The organism is Streptomyces sp. NRRL F-6676, from assembly GCF_000725625.1.
Taxonomy (GTDB): domain Bacteria; phylum Actinomycetota; class Actinomycetes; order Streptomycetales; family Streptomycetaceae; genus Streptomyces.
In genome coordinates this window covers 18,072-30,353 of sequence record NZ_JOHS01000069.1, presented here as the reverse complement: position 1 = coordinate 30,353, position 12,282 = coordinate 18,072, and the positions used below count along the sequence as shown (strand labels likewise).

Sequence of the window (12,282 nt, the reverse complement as noted above, 5' to 3'; positions counted from 1 at the left end):
CGGGCGGGATGCGGGTGAACGCGGCCAGGCGGCGGGCGGCTTCGCAGCTGTAGTGGAGTTCGGTGGCGTGCGGGGCGGCGGGGGTGCCGGTGGCGGTGATGTGCAGCCCTTCGAGGAGGTGGGCGGGGGAGAGGTGGTAGGCGGCGGCGAGGCGGGTGAGGTAGGAGGCTGCCGTTTCGCGGGGCAGCGGCCGTACGCGCAGCGCGCCGGGCGGGCTGGGCCACATCGTCTCGGGCCGCGCCGCGGTCGCGGGGCGGGGCCGGGTGGGGGCGGTCACCGGCCGGGGCGGGTACGGCGGCCGGGGGCGCGGGGCCGGTAGTGCTCTTCGGCGAGGTGGTCCAGCGCGATGGTGTCCAGCAGGGTCTTGGTGATGCGCTCGGTGCCGTCGCAGATGGCTTCGATGGCGGCCTGGCGGATCAGGCGAGAGAGGCTGCCGATGCGTCCGGCGGTCCGCTCGTGCAGGTAGGGCGCCAGCCTGGGCAGGCTGCCCGGCCGGTGCGCGGTGAGGTCGAGGGCCGCTTCCAGGGCGGCGATCAGCTCGCGGAACGGCTCGCGGTGGCCGGCGCGGGCGGGCAGCGCCCCGCAGTCGATCAGAGAGGCACGCCCGGCCAACTGTGCGCCGCGTACTCCGCTGAAGACGGCGCTCGCGGTGACGTCGATGCCCGCGTAGACGAACGTGGCGCCGATACGTTCGGTGAGGTCCTTGAGCCAGTCGGCGGCCTCCGCGCCGCTGGAGGAGCGCGGGTTGAGCCGGTGGATCTCGTCGATCAGCACGAGTTGGACGCCGGCCGTGGTGTAGGTGTGGCAGACGGCGGTCGTGATCTGCGCGGTGGTCATGCGGCCGGCCACGGGGATGCCGAGGTAGCGGGCGAACTCGGCGGCCAGGGTCTTGGCGGTGGCACCGGGCGGTACCAGCACGTAGGCGACGGGCACCCGGTCGTCGCCCGGGGCGGCGCGACGGGTGTGGGCGAGGTGGCAGGTACGGCCGACCTGGAGCAGCGCGGTGGTCTTGCCGGTGGTGGCCGGACCGGTGACGATCAGCGACGGCCGTGCGGTGGCCTGCTGGTGCCGGCCCAGGATCATCAGGGTGCGGACCTGGCGAGCCAGGGATTCGATGGCCGGGGTGCGCACGGTGACGAACTGCGAGTGGTAGGCCAGGCGTTCCTCCGCCGAGCGGGGTGCCTGGCCCGGCCGCGGCGGCGTGGGGGGTGCGGCGTGGGCGAACCGGGCGAAGGCGTCGAACGTCGTCACCGTGCCCGTGGCTGCTTCCCCGTCGTTCGAGCGCGAAGGGCGGGCAGGGGTCACCACAGTTCGGCCTCCTGGTCGGCGTCGTACAGCGTCAGCGTGCCGCTTCCCGGCAGCGTGAGTGCGCCGGACTCATCGGCGCTGGCGCTGTCGTCCCGGGCGGAGTGGGACTGGGCGTCCAGCGCATCCAGGCTGTCCTCAGCCTCCGTTGCGGCCTCGGCCGCAGTGCGGTGCGGCGCTGACGGTTCGCCGCCTGCTGCCTGGGAGACCGCGTTCCCGGCGCGCGTGCCCGGCGTCGCGGGGGGCGGTGCAGGTGGTGCCGGGGCGGTGGGCCGGGTATGGCGCAGGATCTGGTCGGCGGCCTCGGCGAGGGCGGCTTCGTGTGCCTCGCGTTCGGCGCGCTGCTCGAGGGTGGTGCGGATGTGGCGCCAGGTGGTCTCGCTCATGGGCGCGTGGACGTGGTCGCGGTGGATCCACGGGATCTCGTGCAGCCGCCCGTCGGGCAGGCGGAGGTAAATCTGGCGTACGTCGTGCGGGTTGAGGTGGACCTCCCACTTGCCGCCGGGGCCGGTGGGCGAGGGCCGTCCGCGGTGCTCGTTGAGGACGGCATGATCGTAGGTGCGGTAGTTGATGCGGATGCCGCGGCCGGTGACCGGGTGGAAGCGCACCGGCAGCAGTTCCGTGTAGTCGGCTCCGGTCAAGGGCAGCGGCACGTAGCCGCTCGCGCCCAGCAGCACGCCCCACATCTCGCCCGGGGACAGCGCTTTTTTGGGCAGGAGGGGGTGGCGCAGCCCGTCGTGGGGGCGGTGCTGCCAGCACGCGGTGATCCACTCGTCCAGCAGTTCCTGCAGCTGGGCCACGCTGAAGCGGGCTTCGCCCTCCACCTCCTGGCCGCGGTGCAGGATATGGGAGCCGGTGTAGCCGGCGACGTGCTGGGCGAAAAGGCTGTTGATGCTGCCGAAGGTCCGTTCCACGGCGCCCTTGGCAGTGGGGGAGCGGGGCGGGGCGGGCTGCACGCTCACCCCGAGGGATTCGCAGGCGGCCAGGAACGCGGCGGAGAGGAAGACCCGCCCGCGGTCGATGACGATTGTTTCGGGCACCACCACCGGCCTTGCCGCGGCCTGCTCAAGGCGTGCGTCCAGGGCGAGGAGCCGGGTGTAGGGGACGGCGGCGTGGGCCAGGCGTAGATGTTCGCCCCAGCCGGGCCGCACGGGGTGGGGCACGGCCATCTCCGCCAGCAGCAGGGCCGCGTCCACCGCCTGGGTGCTTTCCTCGCGCAGCACGGCCGCCACCACGGACTTCGTCGCCACGTCCAGAGCGATCGTGAGTTCTGGGCGTACCGGCTTTCCGTCCTCGCCGATGGCCATGATGTCCAGCCGGGTGGTGTCGACCTGCACCAGCTCGCCGGGCCGCAATGCCACCGTCGGCGTGAACGGGCGCACCGGCACGGCGGTGGCGGTGCGGGCGGGGCGGCCCGGGTGTTCCAGCGGGTCGGCCAGGACCCGTACCAGCCGGTTGAACGTCGACGGCGCCGGCAGCGCCACCGCGCCCGGCCCGTGAGTGTCGGCCAGGATCTGCCCGGTCACCTCCCGCAGCCCCTTCAGGGTGCCCGTGGAGCGGCCGCGCTGGCGGCGCAAGGCCTCCAGGACCGCGGCCACTACCCGCTCATCGGCCCGGCCCGTCGCGCTCGACGGCTTGCGTTGCCGGATCAGGCCCATGACGCCGCCCGCGTGGTAGCGAGCGCGCATGCGGCGCACGGTAGCCCGGCTGGCCCGAGGCCAGCCCAGGGCCGCGAGTTCGTCGGCCTTGGCCTGCTCCCGCTCGGCCATCGAGGTGCGCTGCGGGTCGTACTCGGGCCGGGGGACGCCGGTGCTGCCGGGCCCGTCGGCCAGCCCGGTCTCGATCTCACGGATGTGCCGCTGCCAGGCCAGAGCCCGCTCCCGCTCCCGTTCGGGCACCGCCTCCAACAGCCCCCACGGCACCGCGGCGGGAACGGGGCAGTCCACCACCGCGAAGGTGGGATCGGCGAACAGGAACGAGAACAAGACCGAGGCGGTCTGCCCGCGGGTGTCGACGAGACGTACCGAGGCTCCGGCCACGGCGGCCACCTGCCAGGGTCGGCCTTCGAATGTCACATACGCCCCGAGTTTGACCTGCCGGCGCCGGGCGGCGGCCGCGGCACGGACCGGGCGGCCGCGGGTGCTCACCACTGTCCCGCCTCCGCCTCGGCGTCATACACCTCGAACCCGCCCGGCTCCACGGCCGTGCCGCAGGCGCCTCCGGTGTCGGACACCGCGCCGCCACCGGCGGCGCCCCGGGCAGCCGCCTCCCGGGGCTGCGCCGCGGTGGGGGCGGGGCCAGTCCGGTCGCCGCCCGCCCGCGCACCGCCGTCGCCACCCACATCCGCACCCGCGCCGGTACCGGCGCCGCGGTGTGCGAGGACGGCGCCGGTGCGGCGCCGCAGCAGCTCGTCGAAGGGCCGCGAGGCGTGCCCGCCCTGCGCCCATGGCACCGGGTGGAGCCGGCCGTCGGGCAGCCGGACGAAGACCTGCCGCGGGTCGTGTGGATGGTGGTGGACCTCGCACCGGTCCCCGCGGCCGCGGTGTTCGTCCAGACACGCATCGTCGTAGCGGCGCCCACCCAGCCGAATGCCGGACTCGGTCACCGCGCACCGGCGGGCCGGCAGCAGTTCGCCATAGTGCTGACCGGCCAGCGGCAGCGGCACCCTCCCGGCCGCGCCCCTGCGAGTTCCCGCGCTTTGGCCGCCTCGCGCTGGGCCAGCGTGAAGGCCTGCGGGTCGTACTCGGGCCTCGGCACACCGCTTCCGGGGCCGCCGGGCAGCCCGGTCTCCACCTCGCGGATGTGCCGCAGCCAGGCCAGCGCCCGCTCCTGCGCCGCCAGCGGCACCGCCTCCCACAGCACCGGAACCACCGGCGGCGCCGCGCTCACGCCGATCACCGCGAAGCCGGGCGCGGCCACCAGAGCGGAGGCCAGCACACAGGCGCTGTCCCCGTCCCCGGCCACCAGATACACCCGCCCGCCGGCCAGGCCGGTCACCTGCCAGGCGCGGTCCTCGAACCGGACCTGCGCGCCCACCTCCACGCACCGCCCACCAGGGACGACCGTACGGCTCCCGCTCACCTCGCGTACTGCTCCCGCTCCTGCTCCGCGTCGTCCTCGGCCGCATCCGGGCAGCCGGCCGAGACGAGGGTGTGCTCGCCCAGCGGCCGGGTCAGGTCCGCCATCAGCCGCCCGCTCCACAGCGCGTGGTAAGCCACCGGCAGCGTGCTGAGCACCTCACCCGCCGCCGCGGCCCCGGCCATCAACGGCCGCGGCGCGGCGAACGCCTCAAGCACCGCCTGCTCGAGGCCGCCTGCGTCGCGGTAGCGGGGGTGGCGGTAGCCGGCCAGCCACCGCACGTTGCCCGCCACCACCTTGTCCGGCGGCGCCAGGCGTCGGTAGGTGAACCCCGCCGCCGCACAGGCCGCCCCCAGCGCCGCGGCCGCGCGCGCGGCACGATCCCCGGCAGGCTCCGCGCCCGCGGGGCAGTCGGCCAGCAGAGCACGCCCGTCGGCGTAGCGGGCGAACACCTGCGGCACCCACGTCAGCACGCGCCCGTGGCCGGGATCACGCCAGATCAGCCGCACCGGCCGCGCCGACAACCCCACCACCTGCGGATCACGGTCCAAAAGCATCAATTGCATGCACATCGCCTGCGACCCGTGCGGTACGTGCCCGCTGGTGGTGGCCGACCACCACCAGCCCGGCCCGAACCTGCGCCCCGGCACCACCGGGAACGCCGCCACCGGCGCCAGCTGCTCGAACCTGACCGCCACGGCGGCCTCGACCCAGCGGCGCTGCACCAGTGTGCCGTCCGCCCCGGCGAACTCCGCCTCCACCGCCCCTGGTTCCGGCACTCGGCACGCCCTGCCCGCGACGGCAGATAAGCCATCCTGGCTGCTGTCGATGATCACGCACTCCACACAACGCCATACCGGCCATGGCCCGCAGGAGAACCGAACGGTAACCGCAACTGCCGGGCCACAAGCGTCGGTTGCTCTGCGCGAGAGCAGGATGCCGCCTGGGACGTGCCGGTGTCAGTGCACATCTCTGCACTTTCCCGCCCAGCCACCCACCGTGCCGCGGGTCCGCCCGGACCGGTTCCGCCGCTACCCCAGGGGCGACAGCACCCATCCCGTGCCGTCCTCGTCGGAACCGAACCTGATCAGGGCGCCGGCCGGCATCGCCGCACCGCGCGCGAGCGTGTCGACGAAGGCATCCGCCAGCCGGTGACCTGCTGACGCCCACCGTCCTGGTCGGTGACGCCCAGGACGGTGTCGCCGCGTACCAGGCCGTCCCCGACGCGTACCCACACATCGCGTGTGGCCACTGATCCCCCGCTTTCCCCGCCCGGCCGCACAGCGGCCCGAACGTAGCCGTCCCGGCCCCCTCTGACCGATCCGGAGAGCCGGAGCGCCGAGGAAGGCTCAGCCTGCGGCATGCTGTCCCTCTGCGGCCCGGGCCTGGCGGCGGAAGCCGGGGTCAGGAGTGGCGGAAGCCGCGGTCGGGGCCGCGGGCCTGGTCGGTGCGGAAGGGCACGAACCACTCCGCGGCGGCCAGGTTGGCAAGTCCGAGGGCCTGGTTGATCTCGTTGCCGCTGTCCTCGATCCCGTCCAGGGAGGCGTCGAAGAGCATCAGCACGTCGTGGTCCTCGAACAGCACGGTCGAGCACCAATCCCAGTCGAAGTCACGGCGGTCCTCACCCAGACCCTCCACTGTTTCCGCTACCAGGCGCGGCCGGTTCCGCGTCAGCGACTTGGCCCGGTCGATGCCCAGATGCAGAGCCATCTCCTCACCCGTGCAGCCCGGGCGGACGGTGCCCGTCTCGGCGAGGTCGGCGGCCAGGTCGTCGAAACAGCGGGCCATCTGCCGCCGCCACTGCTGATCCTGGCGAAAGGTGATCGGTGGCAGCAGGCCCAGGACACGGCCCTCGCCGTGCCCAAGCGGCGCATCACCCAATGCGGCGACGTCCTGCCAGATCTGCTCGGACAGCTCCTCGAGCGCCACCCGCAGCACCGCAGCCGTCCGCGCGGTGAGCTCCTCGTCCTCCTCGCCGTCCTCGTCCTCGTCGTCCCATGCCGCCGGCTGGCCGTGGCGGGCCAGAGAACGAAGACGGCTGCGCACGCGCTGCGCGGCCTCTTCGGGAGCAGCCAGGGCGTTGTCGATGATCTGCAGCTCGTCGGAGAACTCCTGGGCGCTCAGCAGCGTGCCGGCCTCGGCGAGCAGGGCGGAACCCGCATCCGCGCAGGCGTTCTTGCCGGGCAGGACCACGGCGAAGTAGTTGTCCGTCAGCCGGTCGATGACGGCGGCCACCACCACGGCGACGACCACAGGGTCGGCGAAGGCCTTCTCCATGTGCAGCCGGTCGACGACGAGGACACTGGAGGCCGACTCGATGAACTCCTCGAACTCGTCGGTGAACCGGCCCTCCTCGTCCAGGAGCTGAGCGGCCACCAAAGCAGGGAAGGACTGCTCATCTGCCATCCGCTCACGCAGATTGTCGGACTTCCAGTACAGGCCGCGCACCGCCGTCAGGCTTCCCACCGGTGCGCCGGCCGCGGTGATGCGCACCTCCCAGGTCTGCATCCCCTGCGAGGCAGGGTCCAGCAGCTGGTGGGTGTGGTGGAAATCAAGCGTCAGCCGGGCAAGGTCCGCCCCCGCTGCCGCCGGACCCGTGTAAGTGCTCAACATGCTCCCTCGGCGCCGGTCCCCGGGGCCGCCGCCTGCCGCGGCCCCGCCTCAGCCTAGTGGCCGCACGCCGTCGGTTTTCCCGAAACGGGCACCACACACCCCTGGGGGAAACGCCGGCCAGATCCGTTCCACGGCCGGACTGCGGCGTGCAGCGGCAAAGACACAACACACCGCCCGCTGCGCGCCTTCAGTCCTCCTTCTGGCCTGCGGTGATGATGTCCGCCAGCTCCTGGGCAGGCAGGTGTGACCATGCCGCCACGTCCTCCAGCGCCACCCCCGCGGCGATGGCCGCGGAGGCGGTGCCCACGAGGGCCTGGTCGATCAGGGCGGAACTGTGGCTGAGGTGCTGAAGCAGCGTGCGGGCCACTTCGGCGGTGGTGCCGCTGTGCACGCCCCGCAGCTCCACCAACTGCTCCCGCGCCTGTGCGATCGACTGCTCGATGTGGAAGCGGTGCTCGGCGTTCACTGCGGCACGCCACCGGCTGCCCGAGCCGCCCGACTGCTGCTCGGCCGTCAGGACGCGCAGCTGGGCGGCCATCGTGGCGGGCTGCTGTTCCCGCTTCAGCCGCCATGGATCCTCCCTCCACCCGGGCGGTCCGCCTTCGCCGCGGCGCCGGCGGATGACAGCGCCCATCCAGTCGAGCAGCGGTCCGCCATAGTCCACCGCCGCCAGCGGTCCCAGCCGGTCCCGTCCCACCCGCTCGCCCAGCCGGTAGCAGAACGCGCCGTCGGCGGGCAGCGGCCGCGGCCGCCGGGCACCGCTGTCCGCCCAGACCAGCTCGGCCATGGTCGGGTCCAGCAGCGCGTCGGCCACGGCCACCACCTCCGGGAGGACGACCGCGTCCCGGCCCACGATCCGCCACCGCTGAAGATCCGTGCCCGCGTTGCCGCCCGCCACCCGGTGCAGGCGCTGCGGCCAGATCTCCTCCCGCTCCCAGTGCAGGGCCTCCTCCCACCACCGGGCCACGACCGCCTGCGCCAGGGCGAACACCTCCGCGCCCTGCGCCCCGGCACGCCCCGCACGGCGCGCCACCCCCGCCCACTGCCGCTGTGCCGCAGCCACCTCCGGGACACCGCGCAGGTCGAGATGTTCCAGCGGCTGGTCGGCGTCCGCGTCCAGCAGCCACCGCCCGTGCCGGACACACACCCGTTCCCAGCGCGGCAGATACCGCACCGCCCGCACCGTCTGCCCGGTGCGCCGCGCGGTGCAGAGCCGGCAGGCGAACGCCGCTTCTCCCGCCACCGCGCTCGCCGCCCGCCACCGCGCCTGCGCCAGGGCGGCCTCCCGGCCGGTGCTGATCTTGGGATCATCCACGGCGAAGGCAGGCAACGCGCGAGCCAACACTGCCGGTTCAACCCCGCACAGTTCGGCGAGCACAGCCCGCCCAGCGTCGTTGAGCACGATCTCCGCATCGGCCCGCACACCGCCGCTGTCGTTGCGGGCGGGGGAGTTGCGGCACGTCCACAGCCGCAGCACACCGGCAGCCGGCAGGCCGTAGCGGTCCGCGGTCCGGCTGATCAGAGACGAAGTCAGCTCCCCGGCCAGCGGCACGGTCCGTAACGCTCCTGCTGTCACAGCTCTCCCCGACGCTCTTTTGAGCCGAAGCACGACAGGTGTCCAGCAGGGACGGACGAGCTGGCAAAAGGGACCGGGTAAAGCATCCTGGTTGTCCCAGGCGAGGGATCCGACTTGTCACACAGGTTCAATCAGCAGCCCTTCTGCCACCAGAAACGAAGATCGAGAACCTGCCGTTCTCTGCCCGGATCTTCTACTTTGCGTGCTCCTGCGGCCCGCGCGACGCTAGCGTCAAGCCCATGATCGTATGGCTCAACGGCACCCACGGCGCAGGCAAGACGACGACCAGTGCACTCGTGCAGCAGCTGATCCCCAACTCACGGGTGCTCGACGCCGAGAAGGTCGGGGAGGCGCTCATGGACATCAAGCCGGGGCTGCCCTGGACGGGGAACTTCCAGGACTGGGCGCCGTGGCGGCCGCTCGTGGTCGAGACCGCCCGCCGAGTACTCGATTACACCGGTGGCATCCTGGTGATGCCCATGACCGTCCTGGTCGAGCAGTACTGGCGCGAGATCAGCTCGGGCCTCGCCCACCATGGCATTCCGGTACGGCACTTCGTTCTCCATGCTGACCAGGACACCCTCCGCGGGCGCATCGAGGGGGACACGGACCTTGGTCCTTCCCCTTTCCGTCTCGCATACCTTGAGCCCTACGCCGAGGCGGCCCGCACGTGGCTGCACGCCGAGGCCGAAGTCCTCGACACCACGCACCTCACCCCCGCCCAAGCCGCCCAGCAGATCGCAGAGGCCGTCAAGAGCTGAGAGAACGACCTTCCCGCGCCGCACCTCGCAGGTGACAACAAGACTGCCTATGTGACAACTACCGCGCTTCGGCTCATCTTTCCTGCTTCCTGCCCCGGCGCACTGACCGCTCTACAGCTCGAACTGCAGGTCGACGATGTCCTTGAGTTCCACTTCCAGGCCGTGGGCGCGGCGGCCGCCGTCGCGGAAGTAGACCTCCCCCAACGCCTCGGCCGCGATCTCGCGGAGGTCGTCCTCGTCGATCCCGGCCTCCTGGGCCTGGAGGAGGCGGGCGGCGTGGCGGGGCGGCAGGGCGAGGGTGAGGTGACGTACGCGGGCCTGGTCGGTGCTGCCGGCGGCGGCGGTGTAGCCGAACCTCGCCTGCACATCGATCATGATGCCGCTCGTGGTGGCCGCGGCCTGTTTCGCCTTCGCCCGGATCTGCGGCTGCCAGCGCGTGCGGACCTCACGCTCAAGGCGGTCGGCGAGCTCCGGGCGGGGCGTTTTGATCTGGTTCTTCACATAGCGTTCGACGGTGCGCTGGCTGATGCCGAGCAGGTCGGCCACGCGCCGGGTGCTGCGCTGGTGCTGCCTGACCAGGTAGCGCATCTGTGCCCCGGCGGTCTTCGGGATCGGGCGCGTGAACGCGCCCTGCACCGCCCTGTCGAGTTCTTCACCGACCGTGACCATCGGCGTAACTCTCCTACTCTCCAGTGTCCTTGGCGGTGACCTCGCCGGTCTTGATGTAGCGGGCAAGGTTGGCGACCTTACCGTCGCTGCTGAGCTGCTCGAGCACGTCAGCCCCCCACAGCACGCTCTGGGTGCCCTCGTGCTTGACCATCCCCGGGGATACCCCCAGCCGGAACGAGCCCGGCACGGTCTTGCCGTCGCCGTCGTAGGGCAGCACGTCCAGCGGGCTGGGGCCGTCGGCGGCGTACACGGCGCAGTCCGACAGGACCGCGACCGGGTACCGGCCGGTGGCCGCCGCCAGAGCGACCATCTTGCGGTGCATGTTCACCCGGGCCCGGGAGATGACGGTCGCGCGGATGTCCGGCCGCCACGTCGGCCGGGCGAGCGCGGGCCAGGCCTGTCCCGGCTTCCAGCCGCCGCCGCGCGCCTTCTCCTGCAGCTTGCCGATGCCGCCCTTGACGGTCATCTTGACCGCGTCCACCACGATCCCCAGCTCCGGATCACAGCTCTTGTAGCCGTCCATCGCCTCCAGGAACTCCTGCGGGGACAGCTTCTCGCCCACCCCGAGATCCGCCATCGTCGCGACGTAGGCATCGCGCAGCCGCTTGTACCAGCCGTCCAGGAACCGCCCGCTCTCCCGGCGCAGCCAGGCCTCGACGGGGGTGACGTCGTAGCCGAGTTCGACGGCGTAGGCGACGGTGGGGGTGGCGTACCAGGCCGGACCGGTCGGGCGCCGGCCGCTCGGCGTGAACGGGCTGGGCAGCAGGCCACCGTCGAGGTCGCGCCACTGCTTGCCGACCTTCACCCGGGACAGGTCGATGTGGGAGAGGTCGACCAGCCAGGACCCGGGGACGGCCGGGTCGAAGACCGGAGCGGTGACATGCACGGGCGGCGACGCCAGACCGACGACCGCGCCGTTGGCGGCCGCACCGAAGGCGAGGTTGACGTCGATACCGACCAGGTAGCGCTGCATGCACTCGGCGTCGGTCAGATCCCGTGCCCAGTCGTAGGCCTCCTCGAACAGCCGCTCGCCGGGGCCGCGCACGTGGAAGCGGGGCAGATGGGCCAGAACGGGATGCCCGTCGACCGCCTCGCACGGTGCCGGGTCCACCGGCTCGGTGCCCAGTGACCCGGGCCGGTGCTCGCGGTGCCGCCGGCCGTCGGCGTCCGGCTCGCTGGCGCGGGTCGGCGGATTGAGCGCGGTCATCAGCTGCAGCCCCGTCACGGCCGTTGAGCCGACCGGCGTCATCACCCGGGCCGCATACACGCCCAGCACCCGGGCGAGCTCAGGCGGCGGCAACTGGGCGGCACGGCCCCAGGAGCGGTCGTCCAGGGCGCGCCAGGAGGGGATGCACAGCTGCACGCACTGGCGGCGGCTGCCCTGGGCGGGACGGTAGATCCGCGCCCACGGCCCCAGCCCGCGCTTGGTCAGCTGCCAGTCGGCGCGCTCCAGCTGCCTGATGGCCTTGTGTCCTTCCGGCAGCCGCCCGGCGAGCCGCTCGGACTCCGACAGGGCGGCGGGCAGGCCGTAGCGTTCGCACGCCGCCTCGGTGAGTACCAGCAGCGCATCGCCGTCCTTTCCCGAGCCGTGCAGCTTCTGCGACCCCAGCCGTGCCTCGGTGAGTGTCCACTCCACCAGCGCGGGCAGCGACCTGGCGGGCACGTCCAGGATCAGACCGCCGACGCCGTAACCGGTCACCTGCCGCTCGGTGTCGGCGTCGAGGACGAGCAGCGGACCGTGCGCGTAGGCACCGCCGGGCACGGCGGTGCTCGCCGGGGCGGCCTTCCTCGCAGTGGGACGCCGCGAACTCTGCGGCGCCCGCTCGGCACGCGGCACCGGCCGCTGTCCCGCTGCCCCGTGCCGAACGGGCGCTGGGGGAGCGGCCGGGAGCTCCTCGGCCTCCGCCGTGGCAGTAGCTTCCGCTGCCCCGTCCGTGAGCCGCGCCTGTGCTGCGGGCGCTGCGGTGCCCGTGTCCTCCTGCGGGGCGCCGCTGTTCTCGGGGGCGGGGTAGAGGGTGGCGAGCTGCTTCAGCAGGCGCGCGTACCCTTCCCGCTCCGGCGGCCGCGGCTCGCTCTTGCCCGACTCCCAGCCGCCCACGGTCGCCCGCCGCACGCCGAGGGCCGCAGCGACCTCGTCCAGGGTGAGCGCGTGCGCCTGGCGCAGCCGCCTGCGCTCCGCCGGCGGCGGCAGCGGGGACCGGGACGCGACCAGCGCGTCCACCTCATCGAACAACTCGGACATGAAACACCTCCACCCTCACCCTAACCCATGAACCGTAC

11 protein-coding genes are annotated in these 12,282 nt (G+C 73.0%); 1 reads left to right on the top strand and 10 read right to left on the bottom strand.

Annotation, left to right across the window (positions count from 1 at the left end; all coding sequences use genetic code 11):
* From IO29_RS28470 to IO29_RS28435, 8 genes are all read right to left on the bottom strand, one after another.
* Positions 1–277, bottom strand: a 277-nt coding sequence (locus IO29_RS28470; RefSeq protein ID WP_037840622.1) for a TniQ family protein, incomplete at its 3' end; no start/stop codon positions are given.
* Entirely contained in the window at positions 274–1,251 is a 978-nt protein-coding gene (locus IO29_RS28465; protein ID WP_030382669.1) for a TniB family NTP-binding protein, read from the bottom strand. The genes IO29_RS28465 and IO29_RS28470, both read right to left, overlap by 4 nt.
* Positions 1,252–1,301: 50 nt before the next feature.
* The gene (locus IO29_RS28460; protein WP_030382668.1) at positions 1,302–3,455 is read right to left on the bottom strand and encodes a DDE-type integrase/transposase/recombinase; all 2,154 of its coding nucleotides are present in this window, start codon (positions 3,453–3,455) and stop codon (positions 1,302–1,304) included.
* Positions 3,449–3,970, bottom strand: coding sequence for a Mu transposase C-terminal domain-containing protein (locus IO29_RS35750; protein WP_051707968.1), 522 nt, complete (start codon positions 3,968–3,970; stop codon positions 3,449–3,451). Before IO29_RS35750 ends, IO29_RS28460 begins: the two co-directional genes overlap by 7 nt.
* The gene (locus tag IO29_RS28450) at positions 3,907–4,386 is read right to left on the bottom strand and encodes a hypothetical protein (protein WP_158709387.1); all 480 of its coding nucleotides are present in this window, start codon (positions 4,384–4,386) and stop codon (positions 3,907–3,909) included. Before IO29_RS28450 ends, IO29_RS35750 begins: the two co-directional genes overlap by 64 nt.
* The gene (locus tag IO29_RS28445; RefSeq protein WP_420705400.1) at positions 4,383–5,219 is read right to left on the bottom strand and encodes a TnsA-like heteromeric transposase endonuclease subunit; all 837 of its coding nucleotides are present in this window, start codon (positions 5,217–5,219) and stop codon (positions 4,383–4,385) included. The genes IO29_RS28450 and IO29_RS28445 overlap by 4 nt, the downstream gene beginning before the upstream one ends.
* A gap of 568 nt (positions 5,220–5,787) precedes the next feature.
* Positions 5,788–6,996, bottom strand: a complete 1,209-nt coding sequence (locus tag IO29_RS28440) for a hypothetical protein (RefSeq protein ID WP_030382665.1) — start codon at positions 6,994–6,996, stop codon at positions 5,788–5,790.
* Between the two features lie 187 nt (positions 6,997–7,183).
* Entirely contained in the window at positions 7,184–8,572 is a 1,389-nt protein-coding gene (locus IO29_RS28435) for a TniQ family protein (RefSeq protein ID WP_033226684.1), read from the bottom strand.
* 239 nt (positions 8,573–8,811) lie between these two features.
* Here IO29_RS28435 and IO29_RS28430 point away from each other — a divergent pair, with 239 nt between their 5' ends.
* Positions 8,812–9,333 (top strand): AAA family ATPase, encoded by a 522-nt coding sequence (locus tag IO29_RS28430; protein ID WP_030382663.1) that lies wholly within the window; start codon positions 8,812–8,814, stop codon positions 9,331–9,333.
* A 111-nt stretch (positions 9,334–9,444) separates the two neighbouring features.
* On the opposite strand, the gene tpg is transcribed toward IO29_RS28430, so the two are convergent.
* Complete coding sequence (tpg, locus tag IO29_RS28425; RefSeq protein ID WP_030382662.1) at positions 9,445–10,002, bottom strand: telomere-protecting terminal protein Tpg; 558 nt, start codon at positions 10,000–10,002, stop codon at positions 9,445–9,447.
* 13 nt (positions 10,003–10,015) lie between these two features.
* Complete coding sequence (gene tap, locus IO29_RS28420) at positions 10,016–12,244, bottom strand: telomere-associated protein Tap (RefSeq protein ID WP_030382661.1); 2,229 nt, start codon at positions 12,242–12,244, stop codon at positions 10,016–10,018.
* Between the last annotated feature and the right edge of the window lie 38 nt (positions 12,245–12,282).